At 66.3% G+C, this 22,682-nt stretch carries 20 protein-coding genes, 1 tRNA gene, 1 rRNA gene and 2 pseudogenes; 1 reads left to right on the plus strand and 23 read right to left on the minus strand.

Going from position 1 to position 22,682, the window contains the following annotated elements:
- Window positions 1-176: 176 nt before the first annotated feature.
- The 3 genes from JF66_RS15965 to JF66_RS15980 form a co-directional block, all read right to left on the minus strand.
- On the minus strand, window positions 177-1,427 hold the full coding sequence (locus JF66_RS15965) for an ROK family transcriptional regulator (protein WP_231556466.1): 1,251 nt from the start codon (window positions 1,425-1,427) through the stop codon (window positions 177-179).
- 877 nt (window positions 1,428-2,304) lie between these two features.
- Window positions 2,305-2,378, minus strand: a tRNA-Pro gene (locus tag JF66_RS15975).
- A gap of 236 nt (window positions 2,379-2,614) precedes the next feature.
- Window positions 2,615-4,213 (minus strand): chitinase, encoded by a 1,599-nt coding sequence (locus tag JF66_RS15980; protein WP_081882447.1) that lies wholly within the window; start codon window positions 4,211-4,213, stop codon window positions 2,615-2,617.
- Between the two features lie 219 nt (window positions 4,214-4,432).
- Here JF66_RS15980 and JF66_RS15985 point away from each other — a divergent pair, with 219 nt between their 5' ends.
- Window positions 4,433-5,224, plus strand: a complete 792-nt coding sequence (locus JF66_RS15985; RefSeq protein WP_231556467.1) for a VanW family protein — start codon at window positions 4,433-4,435, stop codon at window positions 5,222-5,224.
- 112 nt (window positions 5,225-5,336) lie between these two features.
- On the opposite strand, the gene der is transcribed toward JF66_RS15985, so the two are convergent.
- From der to rrf, 20 genes and pseudogenes are all read right to left on the minus strand, one after another.
- Window positions 5,337-6,848 carry a ribosome biogenesis GTPase Der gene (gene der / locus JF66_RS15990; protein WP_035879587.1) on the minus strand — a complete coding sequence of 504 codons (1,512 nt, stop codon included), beginning with the start codon at window positions 6,846-6,848 and terminating at the stop codon, window positions 5,337-5,339.
- The gene (gene cmk / locus JF66_RS15995) at window positions 6,841-7,533 is read right to left on the minus strand and encodes a (d)CMP kinase (RefSeq protein ID WP_035879588.1); all 693 of its coding nucleotides are present in this window, start codon (window positions 7,531-7,533) and stop codon (window positions 6,841-6,843) included. The genes der and cmk overlap by 8 nt, the downstream gene beginning before the upstream one ends.
- 4 nt (window positions 7,534-7,537) lie before the next feature.
- Window positions 7,538-8,659 carry a prephenate dehydrogenase gene (locus tag JF66_RS16000; protein WP_035879589.1) on the minus strand — a complete coding sequence of 374 codons (1,122 nt, stop codon included), beginning with the start codon at window positions 8,657-8,659 and terminating at the stop codon, window positions 7,538-7,540.
- Window positions 8,659-9,564, minus strand: coding sequence for a pseudouridine synthase (locus JF66_RS16005; protein ID WP_081882448.1), 906 nt, complete (start codon window positions 9,562-9,564; stop codon window positions 8,659-8,661). Before JF66_RS16005 ends, JF66_RS16000 begins: the two co-directional genes overlap by 1 nt.
- Window positions 9,561-10,196 carry an SMC-Scp complex subunit ScpB gene (locus JF66_RS16010; protein WP_035879590.1) on the minus strand — a complete coding sequence of 212 codons (636 nt, stop codon included), beginning with the start codon at window positions 10,194-10,196 and terminating at the stop codon, window positions 9,561-9,563. The genes JF66_RS16005 and JF66_RS16010 overlap by 4 nt, the downstream gene beginning before the upstream one ends.
- Window positions 10,186-10,995, minus strand: coding sequence for a ScpA family protein (locus JF66_RS16015; protein WP_035879591.1), 810 nt, complete (start codon window positions 10,993-10,995; stop codon window positions 10,186-10,188). The genes JF66_RS16010 and JF66_RS16015 overlap by 11 nt, the downstream gene beginning before the upstream one ends.
- Window positions 10,979-11,866 carry a ParA family protein gene (locus tag JF66_RS16020; RefSeq protein ID WP_051973639.1) on the minus strand — a complete coding sequence of 296 codons (888 nt, stop codon included), beginning with the start codon at window positions 11,864-11,866 and terminating at the stop codon, window positions 10,979-10,981. The genes JF66_RS16015 and JF66_RS16020 overlap by 17 nt, the downstream gene beginning before the upstream one ends.
- A 109-nt stretch (window positions 11,867-11,975) precedes the next feature.
- Window positions 11,976-12,200 (minus strand): hypothetical protein, encoded by a 225-nt coding sequence (locus tag JF66_RS16025; RefSeq protein WP_035879594.1) that lies wholly within the window; start codon window positions 12,198-12,200, stop codon window positions 11,976-11,978.
- A gap of 71 nt (window positions 12,201-12,271) precedes the next feature.
- Complete coding sequence (gene xerD / locus JF66_RS16030) at window positions 12,272-13,210, minus strand: site-specific tyrosine recombinase XerD (protein WP_035879597.1); 939 nt, start codon at window positions 13,208-13,210, stop codon at window positions 12,272-12,274.
- A complete protein-coding gene (locus JF66_RS16035) occupies window positions 13,207-13,848 on the minus strand; it encodes an NUDIX hydrolase (protein ID WP_035879600.1) in 642 nt (213 codons plus the stop codon). The genes xerD and JF66_RS16035 overlap by 4 nt, the downstream gene beginning before the upstream one ends.
- Complete coding sequence (locus JF66_RS23125) at window positions 13,845-14,021, minus strand: hypothetical protein (RefSeq protein WP_156109853.1); 177 nt, start codon at window positions 14,019-14,021, stop codon at window positions 13,845-13,847. The genes JF66_RS16035 and JF66_RS23125 overlap by 4 nt, the downstream gene beginning before the upstream one ends.
- Window positions 14,014-15,720 (minus strand): CTP synthase, encoded by a 1,707-nt coding sequence (locus JF66_RS16040; RefSeq protein ID WP_081882449.1) that lies wholly within the window; start codon window positions 15,718-15,720, stop codon window positions 14,014-14,016. Before JF66_RS16040 ends, JF66_RS23125 begins: the two co-directional genes overlap by 8 nt.
- 26 nt (window positions 15,721-15,746) lie before the next feature.
- Window positions 15,747-17,448: pseudogene (gene recN, locus JF66_RS16045) on the minus strand (DNA repair protein RecN).
- A 9-nt stretch (window positions 17,449-17,457) separates the two neighbouring features.
- Window positions 17,458-18,377: pseudogene (locus tag JF66_RS16050) on the minus strand (NAD kinase).
- Between the two features lie 4 nt (window positions 18,378-18,381).
- Window positions 18,382-19,314 (minus strand): TlyA family RNA methyltransferase, encoded by a 933-nt coding sequence (locus JF66_RS16055; protein WP_231556468.1) that lies wholly within the window; start codon window positions 19,312-19,314, stop codon window positions 18,382-18,384.
- Window positions 19,311-19,475, minus strand: coding sequence for a hypothetical protein (locus JF66_RS23760; protein WP_197059444.1), 165 nt, complete (start codon window positions 19,473-19,475; stop codon window positions 19,311-19,313). Before JF66_RS23760 ends, JF66_RS16055 begins: the two co-directional genes overlap by 4 nt.
- Before the next feature lie 9 nt (window positions 19,476-19,484).
- On the minus strand, window positions 19,485-20,528 hold the full coding sequence (locus tag JF66_RS16060; protein WP_035879602.1) for an HAD-IIA family hydrolase: 1,044 nt from the start codon (window positions 20,526-20,528) through the stop codon (window positions 19,485-19,487).
- 4 nt (window positions 20,529-20,532) lie between these two features.
- The gene (locus tag JF66_RS23130) at window positions 20,533-20,805 is read right to left on the minus strand and encodes a hypothetical protein (protein WP_051973640.1); all 273 of its coding nucleotides are present in this window, start codon (window positions 20,803-20,805) and stop codon (window positions 20,533-20,535) included.
- Window positions 20,751-22,343, minus strand: a complete 1,593-nt coding sequence (locus tag JF66_RS16065) for a hypothetical protein (RefSeq protein ID WP_051973641.1) — start codon at window positions 22,341-22,343, stop codon at window positions 20,751-20,753. The genes JF66_RS23130 and JF66_RS16065 overlap by 55 nt, the downstream gene beginning before the upstream one ends.
- A 107-nt stretch (window positions 22,344-22,450) precedes the next feature.
- A 5S ribosomal RNA gene (gene rrf, locus JF66_RS16070) occupies window positions 22,451-22,567 on the minus strand.
- Window positions 22,568-22,682: the final 115 nt, after the last annotated feature.

The following is a 22,682-nucleotide window of genomic DNA, read 5'->3' on the forward strand; positions in this document are numbered from 1 at the left end:
CTGCTCTTTTCTTCACGGTGCTCCCTTGCTCCGAGTACGAATGGACATGCTCTGTGGTCCGACGCACTTGAGAGAAGAAGGTGCCCCCGCTGCCATGCCTCGATGCAATAGTACATCGATTAGATAAACCCTCGTCAAGTTTTAAATGGGCATATATTGCCGAGTTTGGCACTCACTCAAGCCAGAAGCAGCGCTCTGGGATTCGGTGCAAGTGCTCGATCGAGCACAAGGCAAGCTGCCCCGATCGCCCCAACGTCCTCCCCCACCGTTGATCCCGTCACTGAGATCTGGTGGATGCTTCGCGTGGCGCGCAGCTCTCCGAGCAACTCGGGGATCCTGCGGAGGTAGTGTCCTGACAAGCGCGCCCAGAACGGGCCACCGAATACGACGCGATCCACGTCGAGTAGGTTCGCGATGACAGCTACCGCTTTGGACATCCGAACGGCTGAGCGCTCCACGATCTCAATTGCGGTCGCGTTACCCGCCTCCGCGGCCGCACACAGCTCCGTGAACCTCGAATCAACAGTTCGCGTGCCGCTGGCTACCGGAATCGCGTCGAAGACACCCAGGCGCTCTGCTTCCTGAACGAGCGCTTGGGGCGTGCAGGTCACCTCGATGCACCCGCGCAACCCGCAGAAGCACAGCGGGCCTTCTGGATCGGTGACGATGTGCCCGACCTCCCCCGCGTTTCCGGAACTTCCTCGGACCACTTCATCGTGCATCACGAGACCGACCCCGATGCCGGTGCCAAGGTAGAAGAAGGCAAAGCTGCCCAATCCGGATTCCCCACCCGCCCACATCTCGGCAATCGCCGAAGCTGTGACGTCCTTGTCGAGGATCGAGGGAAGCCCGACGCCCGCTTGGAGCGCGTCCCGCAGCGGCACCCGATGCCATCCGACCAGGTGTGGCGGGTCAACGACCGTACCCAGCACATTGTCGATCGGCCCAGGGGCCGCTATACCTACCCCACCGATCCGGTTCCGGGGTACCCCCGAGTCGTCGATCAGCCGCACAAGCGCCGCGACGATCTGACCAATAATGAGGGTCGGGTCCATCACCGACGGAGTCGGAAAACTCGACCTTCTCACGACACTGCCGGTGAGATCGAGCATGACGCAGGTCACGACGGTCGGATCGAGGTGCACTCCCAGCGCGTAGCGTCCGCTCGGATCGAGCCGCAACATCGTGCGCGGTTTACCGGGGCCGGTCCCCGTCTTGCCGGCTTCCTCAATGAATCCACTATCAATCAGGCGCCTGGTGATGTTTGAAATGGTCTGAGGCGAAAGGCCGGTAGCACCAACGAGCTCGACGCGACTCAGGCCCGTGGCGGATCGGCGGACGGCGTCGAGAATGACCGATTGATTGAAGTCGGCCATAGCTGGCAGGTTAGTGCCGCGACGCGCCGTCGCGCCCTTCTGGTCGCTCATGTTTAGACGCTAGCGCCTCGACGCAGATCTTTGGCGATGAAAGATTGAACCGGCCCTGATTTTTCCTGTCGCCTTCCATCCCGCGCTCCGCCTATCCCTCGCGTCCACCCGTCTGGCTCACAAGCATTTCTAGCTCAGCGACTCTCGATACGACGGCCTCAGGGAGCACTGACGCTTCGAAGAAGGAGGCATTCAACTTCCCGGCGGCTGTCTGCGCGCCAGGAATCTCCGATACCCGCGTCGCGAATCTCCGCACTGCTGCCTCGACGCTCTGCGTCATGCTGAGCGAGGCCAGGTCGACTCCAAACGTCACGAATTCAGCGCCGGACCATTGGCCTCCTTCTGGGGCCAACCAACCAATCGACAATGGTTGGCGTCGGTCGGTCGTTGTGAATCGGATTGACGCCCCCTTCTCGCGCCATCTGACCTCGAGACCGAGGGACGAGCATCCCGCTATCGGGTCCTTCATCGCATCACGCGTGTCGGCAGCCGTGATGCTGCTGAGAAGAGCAGCCTCAACCCCAGAACGCCGTCACAACAGTCGGTGACTGCTCCATTCGACAGTCCGACGACCTAAGAAAAAGCCCCGGTAATAGCCATATTCAGTAGATTTGACCCTGCGACCCGGCGACTCTCAATCAAATCCGCGGGCGAGGCCTAACCGCCCCACGCACAACGGCAAAAACTTCGCTGATCAGCATAAACAAAACCAAGACTGGATATACATACGATTCCGAGGGCACCAGGCCCTCATAGAGATGGAATAGAGATTCCAGCAATTGGGCTCACAAGCGATGCGTAAACGGTGGTAAATGGTGACGACACGTATTTCTTAACGAAAAGAGTCCTGATAAACCTAGGTCTATCAGGACTTTTGTCGGGCTGACAGGATTTGAACCTGCGACCCCCTGACCCCCAGTCAGGTGCGCTACCAAGCTGCGCTACAGCCCGATGCTCCAACGTGACGACTTCAGAATCAAAGCCCGCGGGAGACAACTTGATTAGCTTACCGCCTCTCAGACCCCCTCGTGTGCACATGTGGCCGGTGCGGCGACCACAACTCCATTTCCGGCCTCTGGAGGCAGGGTTCGGCGACAGATTTCCAGGATCACGCACGAGGCATCCTGGTCATCTGTTACAGCCCCGACCGACGATGGATCGAGGTCGCACTGCGCGCCCCGTCGGCGTCAGCCCGCCGTCACCGCGGCGATCTCTGCCGCCGTGAGCGGGCGCCACGGCGAGGAGTCCGGGCTCAGCGCAGCGACCTCGGGACTGTCGCCCTGGGTGTAGTACTTGGCCTCGAACGGCACGGTGCCGAGCAGCACCCGGTCGCCGTCCCGATAGATCGTGGCGCCGTCCCACGCGGGGTACGTGCCGACCGGCAGGCTGGGCTGCACGTACGGCGCGTCGCCGGGCAGCACGGGACCGATCAGGGTCCAGGGAGTCTGGCTGCTGCGCAGCACCGGATCGTCGGGCAGGTCACCCTGCGTCCAGTACTTGGCCTGGTACACATTGCCGTGCCAGACGATCTTGGTGTCTTTCACGTAGGTACCGCCGGCGGTCCAGATCGGATAGGGACTCACGGCCGGGTCGTCGGTGACAACCTCGGCGAGGGGCTCTGGCGTCGTCGTGGTGAGCCCGGCGCTCTGCGGGCGGCCGGTGAACCCGTCACCGAGGATGGTGGCGAACGACTGGCCGTTCTGTTCGACGCCACTGCACGAGTCGGAGACTCTGCTGAGGTCGGCGTAGTTGGCGCTGCATGTGCGGTCGCGATTGAGCGACCACATCGACAAACGCCCGAGGTTCTTCTCGGTGGCGAAGGCCTGCAGGTCAGCGGCATCCTGCAGGCTGAACACCTCCTCGCGCACGTCGTTCTGGCCGATCATGGGCGTGGCGCCCATCTTCGTCCACATGGTTTGTTCGCTGAGGTTCATATCTGCTCGCTGATACAGCGTGAGCAGCTGCGCGTGCGTCGCGTTCAAAGCCCCGATGGAGGTCTGCGCCATGCTCTTGGCGGCATCGCGGTCACCGTAGTCCATGGTCATGACGTTGACTCCGGCGAGATCGACACCGGCCGCCAGCATCTGCGCCACCGCTGTGGTGCCGTCTTCGGTGAGCCCGCTGGGCGCCACGGGCAGGGTGAGCCACACCGCAAGTCCCTTCTTGTCGGCGCGACGATCCGCCTGCAGGGTGGCGATGGCCTCGGCCCGCCTCTCCCCCGCTGCGGTATCCGTGAGGTTCACCCCCTCCACATCAAGGTCGATCGTGCGCACGTCGTAGTAATCGAGCACGTCGGCGTACGCGGAGACGAGTTTCTTGGGGTCGGTGCAACTCGTGGACAGTTCGTCGTTGATGACCCCGCCGAAGGAGACCACGACGTCGCCGCCGAGCTGCTTCACCCGCGCCACCCGACGATCGAGGTCGAGGGAGGCGGCCGCTTCCTTGAGCGTGTAATAGGTGCCCCAGCTGGGCGTGCAGGGCGTATCCGTGCCTGCCACGATGAAGGAGAGCACCACGTCGCGACCGGCCGGGTTGTCGGGAGTCTCAAAAGCCAGCGACGGGGTCGCAGTGACATCGGCGTAGCCGGCGAACCAGGGGTCCACGGATGCCGCGGTGCGCGCCGCCCCCCACGACACGACGGCCATGTAGCCACCCACACCGAGAGCGCCGACCAGCACGAGGGCGATGATCAGCCGGGGAATGGACAGACGACGACGAGAAGGATCGCGCTTCGTGCGGCCGCTCACGGCGCGCTCCGGGCTGGCAGATGGGGCCGCGGGCGCCATGTGATTCCTTGCTCGTTCTGGGGGTACCGCTCGATCGTGCAGAACCCGATAATCAACGCTAAGTCACGAGGCTGTGCTTTTCTAGCGTGAACGGGGAATTCGCAACACGCGGTAACCTGTCAGGAGGTTTTTCGGAGTCGGCACGCTGGGGGGAACACCATGACACGGAGGCTCTTCGGCGACATATCACCGTTCACCTACCGAATCTCACTGCGCAAGATGATTGCGCTGCGCTGGATGCGCGACCTGACGCACCCCGTCCGGTTCGCGACCCATCGGACCGCGCCGCTGCCCGTCGTGCTCTACAGCCATAATTCGTTGATCCGCCGCAAACTCGGCAACATCGACCTACAGCTCCAGGAGAACAAGGCCGTGAATCTTGCTCTGGCCGCACCGCACATCAACGGGGTGGTGATCACACCCGGGGAAACGTTCTCGTTTTGGCACCTTGTGGGGGCGACAACGGCGCGGCGCGGGTATCGGAACGGGCTCACCATCAGCTCCGGTCACGCCACCTCGGGCATGGGCGGCGGCATCTGCCAGTTCACGAACCTGCTGCATTGGATGGTGCTGCACAGCCCGCTGACCATCGTGGAGCACCACCATCACGACAATCTGGATCTGTTCCCGGATTTCAATCGACAGATTCCGTTCGGCACGGGCACCTCGGTGATGTACAACTACCTGGATTACCGGGTGCGCAACGATACCGACCAGGCATTTCAGTTCATGGTGTCGGCGACGCAGGAGTACCTGGTTGGCGAGCTGCGCACGGAGCGGGCGCTCGAGGTGAAGTTCCACATTCAGGAGGACGACGCGTACTTCTACGACAAGCACGGCGAGGTGTACCGGCACAATCGCATTTACCGGAGCGCACGCTCGAAGGCAACGGGCAACGAGGTCGAGCGGGTGCTGCTGGTCGAAAATGATGCGCGCGTGATGTACGACCGGGCACTGGTGAACGCAGAGATTCTTCCGGAGCGCCCGAGCGCCGGCACTAAGGCCCCTTAACGCACAAGCCCCGCGTGCCGGGGTAGGTAAGCACGCGGGGGGACCTGTTGTCGAGCCTGTCGAGACACGACCGCCTGTCGAGTCTGTCGAAACTCGACCGGCGAACGGCCGGTTAGCGCTTGCGCTTCTCGCGCACGCGCATGGACAGGTTGATCGGGCTTCCCTCGAAGCCGTAGATCTCGCGCAGGCGACGCTGGATATAGCGACGGTAGCCCGGGTCCAGGAAGCCCGTGGTGAACACCACGAACGTCGGCGGCCGGCTGGAGGCCTGCGTGCCGAAGAGGATGCGAGGCTGCTTGCCACTGCGCACGGGGTGCGGGTGCGCCGCAGCGAGCTCGGCCAGGAAGGCGTTGAACTTGCCGGTGGCGATGCGAGTGTCCCATGACTCGAGCGCGAGCTCGAGGGCCGGAACCAGCTTCTCCATGTGGCGACCGGTGAGCGCCGAGATGTTCACGCGCGGGGCCCACGACACGTGTGCCAGGTCCTGCTCGATCTCACGCTCGAGGTAACGGCGACGGTCGTCGTCGATCTGGTCCCACTTGTTGAAGGCGAGAACCAGGGCGCGACCGGACTCGATCACGAGGTCGATCACACGGATGTCCTGCTCGCTGATGACCTCGGTCACGTCGAGGAGCACAACGGCGACCTCGGCCTTTTCGAGCGCAGCACTCGTACGCAGCGAGGCGTAGAAGTCCGCGCCCTGCTGAAGGTGCACGCGGCGACGGATGCCGGCGGTGTCGACGAAACGCCACACCTTGCCGCCGAGCTCAACCTGCTCGTCGACCGGGTCGCGGGTGGTTCCGGCGAGGTCGTTGACGACCACGCGCTCTTCACCGACGACCTTGTTGAGGAGGCTGGACTTGCCGACGTTCGGGCGTCCAAGGATGGCGACGCGGCGGGGTCCGCCCACCTCGCGCTTGGCGACGGCGGAAACCTCGGGCAGAACCGTGAGGATCTCGTCGAGCAGGTCGGCGACGCCACGGCCATGCAGTGCCGACACGGGCCACGGCTGTCCGAGTCCGAGTGACCAGAGGCTGGCCGATTCGGGCTCCTGGCGAACGTCATCCACCTTGTTGGCGATGAGGAAGACCGGCTTGCCGCTCTTGCGCAGCATCCGCACAACGGCTTCGTCGGTCGAGGTGGGGCCCACGTTGGAGTCCACCACGAACATGACGAGGTCAGACAGGTCGATGGCGATCTCGGCCTGGGCGGCGACGGATGCGTCGATGCCCTTGGCGTCGGGCTCCCAGCCGCCGGTATCCACGAGGCTGAACTTACGTTCGTGCCATTCGCCCTTGTACGCCACGCGGTCACGCGTGACACCGGGGGTATCCTCCACGACGGCCTCGCGGCGGCCGAGGATGCGGTTCACCAGAGCGGACTTGCCCACGTTCGGGCGACCGACAATGGCGATCACCGGAACGGCGGGCAGGTACTGGATCTCGTCGGGGTTATCGGTGACCGTCGACAGTACGTCGAAGTCTTCCTCGTCGAGATCGTAATCGTTGAGGCCGGTGCGCAGCGCTTCCGCACGCTTGGCGGCCAGTTCCTCATCGAGGTTGGCAAGTCGCTCCGCCAGCTCGTTATCGAGCGCGGAGCCCGTGTCGTCGTATTCCTCAGTCATGCGATGCCCTAGCCGTACGTGTATTGATGACGTCGATGACCGCGGTGATGGTCTGTTCTAAGTCAAGGTGGGTGGAGTCAACGGTGGTGACACCGTTTGCGGCGCTCATGAAATCGACGACCTCTGAGTCAGCACGATCTCTCGATCGCAGCTGATCTGCCACGGTTTCGGCCGATTGGGTTGTAATTTCCGCAGAGCGCCTAGCCATTCTAGCCTCTTCGGATGCGGTGAGTAGAATGCGCACCTCGGCGTCGGGTGCGACGACCGTCGTGATGTCACGTCCTTCCACGACAACACCGGGTCGATCCACGTTCGCCGCGAGGCTCTGGAACAGCTCGGTGAGGTATGCCCGTACCGCGGGAACCCGGGCAACAGCACTCACGGCGGCCGAGACCACGGGCGAGCGGATGGCGTCGGTCACGTCGGTCTCCCCCACCAGCACGAAGTATTCGTCGGGGTCGGTGCCGATCGAGTAGTCGAAGTCCTTCAGCACGGCCGTGACGGCATCCGCATTGTCGGTGTCCACCGCGCGGTCCAGCACGGTCCAGGCGAGCGCGCGGTACGCGGCCCCGGTGTCGAGATACGCGAAGCCGAGGCGGCGCGCCGCCGCCCGGCTGACGCTCGACTTTCCGCTGCCGGCCGGTCCATCGATGGCAACGACGGTGGGAAGGGTATGACGGGCCATGCGATTAACCAGCAATCCGCCAGCCGCGGGCGGCCAGCTCATCGGTGAGGCGGGAAACCGCCTCGGGAAGAACGGAGATTTCGGCAAGTCCAAGTTGGGCGCCCGGCGAGTGCTCGAGACGAAGGTCTTCGAGGTTCACGCCCAGGTCGCCGATGTCGTTGAGCAACTGGGCGATCTGACCGGGGCGGTCATTCACCATGACGGTCAGTGAGGAGAACCGGCGATCCTGGCCGTGCTTGCCGGGCAGGCGCGCCACGCCGGCGTTGCCTCCGGCGAGTTCCTCCGCCACCCGGCGCTGGGCGCCCGGCGCGGCAGGGTCGGCGAGGGCGTCGATGAAGCGGTCCAGGTCGTCGCGGTAGGCGAGCAGCACCTCGCGCACCGGTGCGGCATTCGCGCCGAGGATCTGCACCCACAGGTCGGGGTCGCTCGCGGCGACGCGCGTCACGTCGCGGAGCCCCTGGCCGGCGAGGTTCAGCGACGAATTGGCGGCACCCGTGAGGCGCCGGGCCATCAGGGTGGAGATCACCTGGGGCACGTGCGAGACGAGCGCGACCCCCAGGTCGTGCTCCTCGGGCGTCATTTCCACGAGGATCGCGCCGAGGTCGAGGATGAGGTCGTCAATCGCGCCGGCCTGCCGGTAGCTGATTGCGTCGTGCGCGGCCACCACCCACGGGCGTCCGATGAACAGGTCGGCACGGCCGGAGAGCGGTCCGCCCTTTTCCCGGCCGGCCAGCGGATGCGAGCCGATGTAGCGGCTCGTGTCTGCTCCGCGGGCGCGCAGCTCGGCCAGCGGCGCGAGCTTGACGCTCGCCACGTCGGTGACGATGGCGTGCGGAAAGGTCTCGAGTTCGCGGGCGACGATCTCGGCCGTCACGTCGGGCGGAACGCACACCACGATGAGCTGCGGTTCGTCTCGCTCGGTGGCGGCGCGGCCGGCTCCGTAGTCGATCGCAATGCTGAGGTTCGTCGGCGAGGCGTCGGCGAGGATCACCTCGATACCGCGGTTGCGCAGGCCGAGGCCCACGCTCGTGCCGAGCAGGCCGACACCCACGATGCGCACGGGGCCGACCAGGCGGCTCTCCTGCGCGGGGGTGGCGGGCCGCTCCGCCGGGGTGGGTGTGGACATTAGCGCTGAGCGCGGTCGCGGTCGTCGCGCGCGTCGCCACGATCGTCGTCACGACGGTCGTCATCACGGTCGTCGGCAACGGGTGCGTCCGCCTGCGGACGCTTGCTCGGCGCCTGGCGCGACACGGTCAGCAGCTGGCCGAGTTCTTCGCGGGTGAGTTCGCGCACGGCGCCCTGGCGCAGCGTGCCGAGGTGCAGCGGCCCGAACTGGCGGCGCACCAGGTCGACGACCGGGTGTCCGACGGCCTCCAGCATCCGTCGCACGATACGGTTGCGCCCGGAGTGCAGGGTGACCTCGACCATACTGAAGCCGTCTCCGGGAGGGCTCGTGATGATGCGTGCCTTGTCCGCCTTGATGGGGCCGTCTTCGAGCTCGATGCCGGTCTGCAGCTGACCGATGGTCTGCGCGGACACGCGGCCCTCGACCTTGGCGATGTAGGTCTTCATCACGCCGAACGACGGGTGCGCCAGCACGTGCGCCATATCGCCGTCGTTCGTGAGGATCAGCAGCCCGCTGGTCTGCGCGTCGAGGCGGCCCACGTTGAACAGGCGCTCCTCGAACTGGTCGGTGAACTCGCGCAGGTCCGGGCGGCCGTTCTCGTCCATCATGGAGGAGACGACACCCACGGGCTTGTTGAGCATGATGTAGCGGCGCGTCGTGTCGAGCTGCACGGCCACGTTGTCGACGGCAACCTGGTCGGAGTCGGGGTGCACGCGGCGGCCGAGCTCGGTGACGACCTTGCCGTTCACCCGCACGCGGCCCGAGGTGATCAGGTCTTCGGAGACACGGCGGCTCGCCACGCCGGCAGCGGCGAGCACCTTCTGCAGCCGTACGCCGTCGGCCGCGGCCTCGGGATTCGTGCCCGCGTCGGGGTTGTTCGTGAATTCAAATTTGTTGTCAGTCATCGCAGATCCTCGAATCCGTCGGAGCCGTCGTCGAGCAACGGCGATATGTGGGGTAACTCGTCGAGCGAGTTGATTCCGAGCTGCGTCAGCAGCAAGTCTGTGGTGGCGTAGTTGATCGCGCCGGTTTCGGAGTCGGTGAACGCCTCGGTGATCAGGCCGCGGCCCACCAGGGTGCGCACCACGGAGTCGACGTTGACGGCGCGAATGCTGGCCACCGCGCCGCGACCGATCGGCTGCTTGTAGGCGATCACGGCGAGGGTCTCCAGGGCGGCCTGCGAGAGGCGACTCGGGTTCTGGGTGAGCACGAACTCGCTGACGAGCGGGTCATGCGCGGCCCGCACGTAGATGCGCCAGCCGCCGGCCACCTCGCGCAGTTCGAAGCCGCGGCGCACCGTGCCCACCAGGCCGTCGAAATCGGCGACGAGGCGGGCGACGGATGCCGCCACGCTCGTAATCGGCTGGCTCACGGCCGTGGCGAGGTGCACGATGCTCTGGGGTTCGTCGGCGACCATGAAGATGGCCTCGAGTTCGCGGTCCAGGGCGAACGCGGCGGCGTCAGGGGCGATGAGGGCCGGGTCGGCGGGCACCGCCGCATCCGTGGCCCGGGAGTCGGTCTGCGTGTCAGTTGTCATAGTCGGCTCCCAGGTTGTCGAGGTTCTCGTCGGTCCAGGTTTCGGCGCTCCACCGCAGCGTGAGCTCACCGAGGGGTTCGAGCTGGTCGAAGGAGATCGCCGCGTAGCGGTACAGCTCGAGAACGGCGAGGAAGCGCGCGATCACGACGCCCTTCTCGTTGGCGCCCACGATGAGCCGGCGGAACGACAAGGGTTCCCCCGGCTTGAGCATCATGACGATGTAGGCGGCCTGCTCGCGGATGCTCACGAGCGGCGCGTGCAGGTGCTCGAGCCCCACGGTGGGCAGCTCGCGCGGCACGAGGGCCAGCGCCGCGAGGGCTCCGAAGTCCTGCAGGGACAGCGTCCACACCAGCTCGGGGGTCTGCTGACGGTACTTCTCCTCAAGCCGGACCGACCGCACGTGGCGGGCCGACTCGGTCTCGAGACGGTCGCCGAACCAGAGGGACGCTTCTTTGAAGGCTCGATACTGCAGCAGCCGGGCGAACAGCAGGTCGCGGGCCTCGAGCAGCGCCACGTCTTCGGCGTCAACGAGTTCGCCCTGCGGCAGGAGGCCGGCCACCTTCAAGTCGAGCAGGGTGGCGGCCACCACGAGGAATTCGGTGGCCTGGTCGAGCTCTTCCGGGCCGTCGAGGGCTCGGAGGTAGCCGATGAACTCGTCGGTGACCTGGCTCAGTGAGATCTCGGTGATGTCGAGTTCATGGCGCGAGATCAGGTTGAGGAGCAGATCGAACGGGCCCTCGAAGTTGCCGAGGGCGACCGAAAACGCGGGCTTCTCGGCCGCGCTAGGCGACTGCGCCACGCTGGATCAGTTCCCGGGCCACCGAGAGGTAGGCTTTGGCGGCCGCATGCTCCGGTGCGAACTCGGTGATGGGGACCCCCGCGACGCTCGCGTCGGGGAACTTGACGGTGCGGCCCACGACGCTTTCCAGAACGCGGTCGCCGAACGCGTCAACGACGCGCTCGAGAACCTCACGGGAATGCAGTGTGCGCGAGTCGTACATGGTGGCGAGGATGCCATCGAGTTCGATGGCCGGGTTCAGCCGGTCCCGCACCTTGTCAATGGTTTCAATCAGCAGGGCCACGCCACGCAGGGCGAAGAACTCGCACTCAAGCGGGATGAGCACGCCGTGGCTCGCGGTGAGCGCGTTCACGGTGAGGATGCCGAGGGACGGCTGGCAGTCGATGAGGATCACGTCGTAGTCGGGCGCGATCTTTCGCAGCACCCGGCTGAGGATCTGTTCACGGGCGACCTCGTTCACGAGGTGAACCTCGGCCGCCGACAGGTCGATGTTGGCGGGGATCACGTCGAGGCCCTCAACCGAGGTGTGCTGAATCGCGTCCTTCGGGTCGACCTTGCCGCTCAGCAGCAGGTCGTAGATGGTGGTGACGTCGTGCGTGGGCACGCCGAGACCGGCCGACAGGGCGCCCTGCGGGTCGAAGTCGATGGCGAGAACACGGCGGCCGTAGCTTGCCAGCGCGGCACCCAGGTTGATGGTGGTCGTGGTCTTACCCACGCCGCCCTTCTGGTTGCACAGGGAGATGATGCGCGCCGGACCGTGGCTCTTCAGCGGCTCGGGTTCGGCAAATTCCTGCTTTTCGCGTCCGGTGGGACCAACGGGATTCTCGTCGAAACCGGGTAGAGGTATCCGGTCACCCTGTCTACGCGCCACTGATGTCCTCGATTTCGTCCTTTGTCACTTTGTCGATTGTAGCGAGTGGATCGTGCCACTGCTGCTCGACGTGCCGATCATTCGGCATCCGCCACCGCCGCGCGGGGTGTTATTCCGTCGACTTCTCCGACTTGGCGGGCTGACGGAGGTTGGACAATGCCCGGGTGAGACACACGACGGCCGCGAAGGCTGCCGCGCTGGCCGTGACGACCGTGTAGAGGTCGAAGGCTCCCAGAAACAACACGGCGCTCGCACCGGCAAGCGCAATGGCCCCGATCAGCCACATGAGGGCGAAGGTCTTGCGGTTGTCGCGGGTCGGTTTCTCGGAAGACATATGTCTAACGGTATCGGGTCCCGCTGCGAGAGCGCCCCATACTGACGCCAGGGCGGTGCACGGATGCCGCGTCAGCGGGCACGCGGATGGGCGGTCGTGTACATGTCGCGGAGGGTATCGACCGTGACGAGGGTGTAGATCTGCGTGGTGGCGACGGAGGAATGCCCGAGCAGTTCCTGCACGACACGCACATCCGCTCCCCCGGCCAGCAGGTGCGTCGCGAAGGAATGTCGCAGCGTGTGCGGCGAGACGGCCACGGTGAGTCCCGCCCGTTCGGCCGCCGCGCGGATGATGAGCCAGGCGTTCTGGCGACTGACCCGCTGACCGCGCACCCCGAGGAACAGGGCGGGCGTGGCCTTGCCGCGCGCCGACAGCAGGGGCCGACCACGCACCAGGTAGGCGTTGATCGCGGCGCGGGCGTAGCTGCCCACCGGAACGATCCGCTGCTTGTCTCCCTTACCGGTGAGCCGCACGACCTCCTCGTCGAGCACCTCCGCGAGCACGTCGTCCACATTGAGGCCCACGACCTCCGAGACGCGGGCTCCGGTGGCGTAAAGCAGCTCGAGCAGCGCCTTGTCTCTCAGCTGCAAGAGGTCATCGCCATCCGTTGCCGCCAGCAGTGCCGCGACCTGCTCGATCGAGATAGCCTTCGGCAGCCGCATGGCGAGCTTCGGCGGCTTTGTCTCATGGGCGACGTCCACCTCGACAAGTGCTTCTTCGAGCAGAAAACGATGGAATCCGCGCACGGTTGACAGCACGCGCGCGATCGACGCCGCCGTCAGCGCTGCCTCCTCGCGGGCGCCGAGGTAGCGCACGAAGGCGGAAATATGCGCCGGCGTGATCTCCCGCAGCCCGGCAACGGGCTCGGCGGGCTCCGGCGGCTCCTGAAGCCACGCGGCGTAAAGCGTGAGGTCGCGGCGATACGCGGCAACGGTGTTGGCGGCGAGGCCACGCTCGATCGAGACATGTCGCAGGTACGAATCCACGGCTGCCTCGATCGGCGCGCTCATTCGGTGTGGGTCCAGTTGAGCGGATGCCCCGGCCACGGCGAATCGGCCGGCGCGAGCGTGCTCCACCCGCGTGAACGAGACACCTGCGCGGCGAGCACGCCGACGATCAGCGAGGGATTCTGCACGCGCCGGGCGAGAACCGCATCGACGATCTCGTCGAGGGGAACCCAGCGGATCTCAATGTCGGCTTCTTCCTCGGTGCGCTCGAAGACCTCGGCGCTGGCCGAGATGCCCCGGGCGAGGTAGATGCGAATCGCCTCGCTGCTACCGCCGGGCGACGTGTAGAAATCGCTCAGCACGTTCCACTCGGTGGCGACGACGTCGGCTTCTTCGGCGAGCTCGCGCTGGGCACCCACCAGGGAATCCTCACCGCTGATGTCGAGCAGGCCGGCAGGAAGCTCCCACTCGCGCATGCGAACGGGATGGCGGTACTGCTTGATGAGCAGCACGCGATCCTGCTCGTCCAGGGCGAGCACCACCACGGCGCCGGTGTGGTCCATGAGCTCACGCGCGATGGTCGCGCCGTTGTACTCGAACTCATCCCGGCGGATGCTCCAGACCTTACCCGCGAAGACCACCTCGGAGCTCGTGACGTTCACGAGCGCGGTGTCGTCCTGCAGTGGTTCCGGCACGGTCACGGGCGGGTCCGGCCGTCCTGTGTGGCGGCATCCGCCGAAGCGGCCGCCACGCGAGCGGCCTCGACACGTCGTTCCGCTGCCGCCAGCGCCGCACGGGCCGCATCGTTGCGCGAGTAGTCAGGCACCGAGCTGTGGTGCGCGATGGCGAGCAGGCTGGCTGAGAGGTCAGACATCCGCGGCCTCTTTCACCTCAACCTCGAACAGGCGACTCGCCTGCTGGCGGTCGAGGGCTGCCTTGATGAGTCCTCGGAACAACGGATGCGCGTTGTTCGGGCGTGAACGCAGCTCGGGGTGCGCCTGGGTGCCCACGTAGAACGGGTGCACCTCGCGGGGCAACTCGACGTACTCGACGAGCTTGTGGTCGGGCGAGAGACCGGAGAACGAGAGGCCGGCGAGGGCGATCTGGTCGCGGTAGACGTTGTTGACCTCGTAGCGGTGACGGTGGCGTTCCGAGGCCTCTGACGCGCCGTACAGCTCGGCGACGATGGATCCCTCGGCCAGAACGGCCGGGTACAGACCCAGACGCATGGTGCCGCCCAGGTCGCCGCCGGCGATGATCTCGACCTGTTCTTCCATGGTGGCGATCACCGGGAACTCGGTCTCCGGGTCGAATTCCGACGACGAAGCCTCGGGAAGTCCGGCCTTGTTGCGGGCGTACTCGATCACCATGCACTGCAGGCCGAGGCACAGTCCGAGCACGGGGATCCCGTTCTCACGGGCAAAGGTGAGGGCACCGAGCTTGCCCTCGATGCCACGGATGCCGAAGCCGCCGGGCACGCAGATGCCGTCGAGTTCGCCGAGAAGACGGGCGGCACCCTCGTCGGTCTCGCAGTCGTCGGAGCCGATCCACTCGATGTTCACCTTGGTCTGGTTCGCGAACCCGCCGGCGCGCAGGGCCTCGGTGACGGACAGGTAGGCGTCGGGCAGGTCGATGTACTTGCCGACCAGGCCGATGGTGACCTCGTGCTTGGGGTGGTGCACGGCCTGCAGCAGGTTCTCCCAGCCGGACCAGTCCACGGTCGAGGCGGTGAGGCCGAGGGCCTTGATGATGTAGAGGTCGAGTCCCTGGTCATGCAGCATGGTGGGGATCTCATAAATCGACGCCGCGTCGATGGCGTTCACGACGGCTGCCTCGTCGACGTCGCACATGAGGGCGATCTTGCGCTTGTTCGAGTCGGAGACGGGACGGTCGCTGCGCAGCACGAGCGCGTCGGGCTGGATGCCGATCGAACGCAGCATGGCGACGGAGTGCTGCGTGGGCTTGGTCTTCTGCTCGCCGGCCGCGCCGAGGAACGGCACGAGTGAGACGTGTACGAAGAACACGTTGTTACGACCGAGTTCATGACGAACCTGGCGGGCGGCCTCGATGAACGGCTGCGATTCGATGTCGCCGACCGTGCCGCCGATCTCGGTGATGATCACGTCGGGGCGCATAGCGTCGTCCGCCTGCAGGCGCATGCGGCGCTTGATCTCGTCGGTGATGTGCGGGATGACCTGCACGGTGTCACCGAGGTACTCGCCGCGGCGTTCCTTGGCGATCACCTGCGAGTAGATCTGGCCGGTCGTGACGTTCGCCGACTGGCCGAGGTTGATGTCGAGGAAGCGCTCGTAGTGCCCGATGTCGAGGTCGGTCTCCGCGCCGTCGTCGGTCACGAAGACCTCGCCGTGCTGGAACGGGTTCATCGTTCCCGGGTCGACGTTCAGGTACGGGTCAAGCTTTTGCATGACGACACGCAGTCCGCGAGCCGTGAGCAGGTTACCGAGGCTTGCCGCCGTCAGGCCCTTGCCCAATGAAGAAACGACACCACCGGTGACAAAGATCTGCTTGACCGTTTTGTCGGGTTGAGTGCCGTTTGAAATGTCCGCGTTCATATTATCCACCACGGGCTTCAATGCTATCAGCAGATTTCGACGCGCTGCGCGAGCGCCATCAACTCCCGGGCGTGTTCGAGCCCGCTCTTCGAGTCCGGAAGGCCGGAGAGCAGCCGGGCCATCTCTGCGGCGCGGTCGTCGCCGAGCAGCTGACGCACGCTCGATGCCGTCACCGAGCCGTCGCTGTCTTTCACGACGCTGAGGTGATTGCCGGCGAAGGCGGCCACCTGCGCGAGGTGCGTCACGACGATCACCTGCGCGGTCTCGGCCAAGCGAGCGAGGCGCCGCCCGATCTCAATCGCCGCGGCGCCGCCCACACCGGCGTCGACCTCGTCGAACACGAACGTGGGAACCGGGTCCGTCGCGTTGATCACGACCTCGATCGCGAGCATCACCCGCGACAGCTCGCCACCGGATGCCCCGCGACCGAGTGCGCGCGGCTCTGCTCCCGCGTGCGGTTGCAGCAGTATCTTCACGACGTCCCGCCCGGTCGAGGTGAAGTCGTCCCGGCTCTCGATCTCTACCACCAGCGCGGCGTCCGGCATCGCCAGCGCGGAGAGTTCCGCGGTCACCAGGGTGCCGAGCGACACAGCGGCCGCTTCGCGCAGGGTCGTCACCCGGCCGGCGAGTGTGGTCACGAGCAGGTGGTCGGCCGCGGCATCCGCTCCGAGCGACTCGATGCGCTCCGAGTCGCCATCGAGTTCCAGCAGACGGGTGCTGCCGCTGTCAAGAAACTCGATGGCCTCGTCGATCCCGCCCGCGTACTTGCGTGCCAGGGAGCTCAGTTCGGCGCGTCGTTCCTGCACGATCTCGAGTTCCCGGGCGCCGTCGACGTCGACGCCGGCCAGGTAGGTGGAGAGCTGTGCGGCGATGTCGGCCACGACGAAGCGGCGTTGGCGATGGCTCGGTGAGCGGAGGAAGCGCCGCGTCATGGAGGGCCACGCGGTCGAGGGCGCGGCGGGCCTGCTCGAGCAGGGCGACCACGTCGGGCGCGTCGTCGGGGTTCTCCTCGGCGGAGAGCAGCTCTCGGGCCTGGGCGGCGCCGAGGCGCAGCTCCTCGAGGTTGCCGAGCCGTTCGGCGCGTTCGCTGAGCTCGGCCTCTTCTCCGGGCTGCGGCGCCACGGTTTCGATCAGGGCAAGGGCCACGCGCAACTCCTCGGCCTCGCGCTCGCGCAGGTCGTGCTCGGCGGTGAGCCGGTCGAGTTCGAGCTGGTTGGCCTGCCAGCGGTGGAAGGCGTGCTGGTAGAGACCGAGCACCTCCGCGAGCTCCGGACCGGCAAACCGGTCGAGAGCGTCGCGCTGGGCACCGGCGGAACGCAGGCGCACCTGGTCGGACTGTCCGTGCACGACGACGAGGGCGCTCCGCAGGTCGCTCAAGACGCCCGCGGGGGCACTGCGTCCGCCCACCACGGCTCGGCTGCGGCCCTCGGAGGACACGCTGCGGCCAAGGATGAGTTCGGGACCGTCGAGGTCTCCCCCGGCCTCCCGCACGCGTTCGGCGACCGGTCCATCGGGATCGATCACCCAGCGACCCTCCACCGAGCTCTGCGGCTGCCCCTGGCGCACGGTACCGGCATCCGCTCGATCGCCGAGCAGCAGGCCGAGCGCGGTGACAACCATGGTTTTGCCCGCGCCGGTCTCGCCCGTGACGGCGGTGAAGCCCGGGCCGAGCGGAAGAGTCGCCTCGGCGATCACGCCCAGGTCGCGGATGACAAGTTCCTCAATCATGCGGGGGCCTCACTCACGACCGACGGGGCCACGCCACCCCGTCACGGGTAGGTTGAATTTGTTGACCAGACGGTCGGTGAACACGCCGGCGTGCAACCGGGCGAGGCGAACGGGCACGTCCGAGCGGCGCACGATCACGCGCGCTCCGGGCGGCAGGTCGAAGGTGCGGCGGCCGTCGGCACACAGCACAGCGGACACCCCGGTGCGGGCGAGCACCTCGACGGCCAGTGAGCTGTCTGGCGCGACGACGAGCGGACGGGCGAAGAGTGCGTGGGCGCTCAGCGGCACGAGCATCAGGCGTCGAGCGTGGGCCACACGATGGGGCCGCCAGCCGAAAAGGCATACGCGGTGGAGCCCGTGGGGGTCGACAACACGACGCCGTCGCAGCCGAATGAGGAGAGCGGTCGTCCGTCCACCTCGATGACCACCTCGATCATGCGTTCGCGGCTGGCCTTCTCGACGGTGGCCTCATTGAGCGCCCACGTTTCGTAGACCACCTCGTCGTAGACCTTCACCCGCACACTCAGGGTCATCCGCTCCTCCACCGCGTAGTCACGGTGAAGGGCACGGCGCACCGCGAACCCAAGGTCGTCACGTTCGCTTTCGGCCAGGAATCCCACGTGGCCGAGGTTGATGCCGAGAAGGGGCGCGGAGCATCCGCGCACGAGTTCGGCGGCGCGCAGGATGGTGCCGTCACCGCCGAGCACGATGACGAGCTCGAGGTCAGCGGGCTGCACGGTATCGCCGAGCAGTCCCAGGTGACCGGCGAGGTCCGGTGCGGCGGCGAGCACGTCGTCGCGTTCGTTGGTCGCGAGCACGGGCACGGCGCCAGCGGCGATGAGCTGCCCCGCCACCGTGACGGCTGCCTCAAGGGACTCGCCGCGCCCCGTGTGGGCGACGATAAGAATGTGACGCGGCAGCTGGGTCATCGCGTCAGGCTCCCACGAGCGATTCGATTCGATCGCTCCATTCGGTGGGACTGGTCCCGGCGGTGGCGCTGAGCCAGACCAGGTACTCGTGGTTGCCGGCCGCTCCGGCGATGGGCGAGGCGATGAGGCCGTTCGTGCGCAGGCCGAGGTCCCAGCCTGCCCAGAGCACACCGGCGACGGCGTCGGAACGCAGGCCGGCGTTGTGCACGATGCCTTCCCGGATACCGCCACGTCCCACCTCGAACTGCGGCTTGATGAGCAGCACGAAGTCGGCGCCCTCCGCCGCGGTGGCCAACAGTGCCGGCAGCACGGTGGTGAGGGAGATGAAAGACAGGTCGGCGACGACGAGGTCAGCCCGCGCACTGATGCCGCTCTCTGCTTCGAGCTTCGCTGCCGTGGAATAGCGCAGATTGAAACCCTCCACCAGCGTGAGCCGTGGCTCCTTGGCGAGCAGGGGGGCAAGCTGCCCGTGGCCCACATCGACGGCGATCACGTGGGCGGCGCCGCGTTCGAGCACCACCTGGCTGAACCCGCCGGTCGAGGCGCCCGCGTCCAGAACCGTGCGGCCCGTGACGGGAATCTCGAAAGCGTCGAGAGCGGCGATGAGCTTGTGCGCGCCACGGCTCACGTAGTGGTCGGTCGCCGCAACGGCGAGAACCGCATCCTCGCTCACGCGGTGGGACGCTTTGACGACCGGCAGGCCGTCGACCGTCACGAGTCCCCCGGCGATGAGCTTGGCCGCGACGGTGCGCGACCGCACCAGACCACGCTCGGTGAGGGCCGCGTCCAGACGCAGGAGCTCGGGAGGTTCGATCGCGTGCTCGGCCGCTTCGGCGAGCTCCTCTTCGGTGAGGGGAACATCGTCGGCGGCAGACCGGCCCATCTGGGCCATCCGTTCTTCGTTGGAGCGGTAGCCGCTCACATCGTTAGCGCTCACGCGTCGGCACCGGTGGGCTGGTCGGAGTCTTCGAGGCGGGCCTGCAGCTCGTCATGCACCTGCAGGAAGGCCGCAGCCCGCTCCTCGAGGGGTTGCTCGTCGATCACGGTCAGTCGAGAACCGAGATCGGTCACGTCGGAATTGTTTAGCTGAGAAGTCACGTATCTAGGCTACTGCGCCGCATACAGTCGCTCGGGAACGTTGAGGCCATAAATTGGGCGACCCGAGTTCCAAATCGCGGCGCAGGCGGCGCGCAGCAGGTTGATTCCGCCGTCGCCGTCGTTCGTAATCTCCACCGTATTGCCGCGGATGCTCACGCTCGCACCCGCAACGGTGGCCGTGGCACCGTCCTTGGAGAACACCGTCTCGGGATACGGTTCGTGCAGCTGCCGCAGGTCGGTGAGCAGAAACGCGGGGCGGGAATCGGCATCGGCGGCCAGGGCCTGCTTGGCCTTGTCGATGCCGGTCAGCACCAGAACGGCCGGAATTCCGGCGCGATTGGCCCCGAGGATGTCGGTGTCGAGACGGTCACCGATGAACAGCGCCGTGCTCGCGCCAAACCGGTTGATCGCTTCCACAAAGATCGCCGCCTCCGGCTTGCCGGCCACGATGGGAAGGCGACCGACTGCGGTGTGCACGGCGGATACGAGCGTGCCGTTTCCAGGGGCGATCCCCCGCGCCACCGGAATGGTCCAGTCGGTGTTGGTGGCGATCCACGGAATTCCGGCGGTGGGCCCATCAGGGCTCAGCGCAAACGAAGCCTCGGCGAGGTGCGCCCAGCCCACGTCGGGCGCGAAGCCCTGGATGACGGCGGCCGGGTTGTCGTCGGCCGAGCGCGTCACCACGAAGCCGGCTTTTTCGACCTCGGAGACGAGGCCTTCGCCGCCGACGACCAGGATGCGCGCCCCCGCGGGCACCTCACCCGCGAGCAGCCGCACAGCGGCCTGCGGGGAGGTGACGACATCCGTCGCCCCGACCGTGAGGCCGAGTTCGGTGAGATGGTTCGCCACAGACTGGTCGGTGCGCGAGGCGTTGTTGGTGATGTAGCCCACCCGCACGGTCTCGGCAGCACGGTTCAGGCTCTCCACGGCAAACGGTATCGCCGCCGGTCCGGCGTACACGACGCCGTCAAGGTCGGCGAGGAGCACGTCGACGCCGGTGAGCGGCGTCACGATGTCGGCGCTCACCGTCGCCTTGCGAAAGAATCCCGCCACGGCGTCAGCGGTCCCGGTCGACGTCGGCCTCGGTGGCTTCCGCCGACTGGGCGGAATCCTCATCGGACTCCACCGTCTGCGAGTCGTCGACGCTGATGTCGGTCGCGTCGTTCGCATCGTCGTTATCGTCGTCGTCCGAGTCGTCATCGCCGGCGTCAGACGCTTCCTCGGCGAGGGCTTCGTCGTCGTCCTCCTCAATCTCAAGGATCTCGATGGTCTCGTCTACGTCACCCGTGGATCCGAGGCAGAATCGGCGCGTTCGGCACGTTCGAGCCACTTCTCGGCTTCTTCTTCACGACCGAGGTCGTTGAGAACCTCGGCGTAGGCGACAAACAATTCGGGGCTATAGGAGAACGCGGTGTTCGGGTCGAGCTGCGGAATTTCCAGTTCGCCGAGGGCCGCCTCGGTTTCGCCGAGGTCGAGCCGCGCACCGGACATGGCAATCGCCAGGGACACCTGAACCGCAGCTGGCAACGTGCTGCGATCGACGGAACGGCCGAGTTCGAGGGCACGGTCAGGACGACCGACCCCCCGCTCGCTGTCGACCATGAGAGCCAGCTGGTCGTTGGATCCGGAGATACGACGATAGGTGCGGAGCTCACGGAGTGCGAGGGCGAAGTCGCCGGTCGCGTACGCCGTAATCGCCAGGCTCTCGCGCACCACACCGATGCGGCCGGCGCGACGCGCGGCAGACATGACGTGCTGGTGGGCGAGCTCCGGGTTGTCGTCGATGACGCGCGCGGCCATAGCCAGGTGGCGTCCGACGGTCTCGGCGTTCTCCTTGGTCAGGGTCTTGAGCTCGTTGCGGGCAATGCGGTCGAGGTCGTTGGCCGAAATATCGTCGGGCAGCTCGGGGTCATCGTGACGCGCGCGAACGGAACGCAGCTCGCGCTGCATCCGCTGCTCTTCGGTCATTTCCTCTTCGACGACCCGGGCATCGCGGTCGTTGCGGGCGGGAGCTCCGTCCTTGGTCCACAGCTTCTTGCCGGCATCACGCGGAGCACCGGCGCGGTTCGGGTTTCCGCCGCGCTGCGTGGCCATGCCGCCGGGGCGACGGTCGCTGTCCTGACGCGGACGCTCGGAACGTTCGCCGTCCTTGGCCCAAGGCTTACGCTCGCCGGATCCCGACGGACGGTCGGAATTGCCCTTGTAGGCAGGACGATCGCCGGACGGACGATCGGAGTTGCCCTTGTACGCCGGACGATCGGAGTTGCCACGGTACGGAGCACGCTCACCACCGGTGGACGGGCGGTCGGAGTTGCCACGGGACGGGGCGCGGCCGTTCCCACCGGACGGGCGATCGCTGTTGCCACGGTAGGGGGGACGCTCGCCACCACTCGAGGGGCGGTCAGAGTTGCCACGGTAGGCGGGACGGTCGCCGTCGCGCTGCGGGCGATCCCCATAGGACGGACGCTCGGAGTTGCCGCGGTACGGCGCACGGTCGTTTCCACCGGACGGACGGTCAGAGTTGCCACGGTAGGGAGCACGATCGCCACCCTGCTGCGGACGGTCTCCGTAGGAGGGACGGTCGCTGTTGCCACGGTACGGAGCACGCTCGCCACCCTGAGGGCGGTCTGAGTTGCCGCGGTACGGAGCGCGGTCGTTTCCACCGGACGGACGGTCAGAGTTGCCACGGTAGGGAGCGCGGTCGCCACCCTGCTGTGGACGCTGCGAACGACCGTCGTACCCTCCGGAGCGGGGCGCACCTGTCGCGCCGTCGCGGGCCCCCTGGGGTCGTCCGCTCTGGTTTCCGCCTGCGCGGCGGTCATCCCGGCCGTTGCGTGCGTCATCGCCGTGCGTTCCTGAAGGGCTCACTGTGTCTCCTGTGTAATTAGTAACGTCTTTTCGACGCCTTCAATAGCCTAAGCCTTAACGCAAAATGGCCACCCATCGGGTGGCCATTTTGTTTATTTCTAAGTTAAGTCCGGCGGTGTCCTACTCTCCCACAGGGTCCCCCCTGCAGTACCATCGGCGCAAAGAGTCTTAGCTTCCGGGTTCGGAATGTGACCGGGCGTTTCCCTCTTGCTATAGCCGCCGAAACATCTTCCGATGAATCGAACAAACTTATACAAATGTATTTAGTTATTTGTTCTCGACCGTACATCGAGAACCACATAGTGGACGCTAAAGCAGCTTCTTCAAACTGAGTGTTAT

It is taken from the genome of Cryobacterium sp. MLB-32 (assembly GCF_000738085.1).
Lineage (GTDB): Bacteria > Actinomycetota > Actinomycetes > Actinomycetales > Microbacteriaceae > Cryobacterium.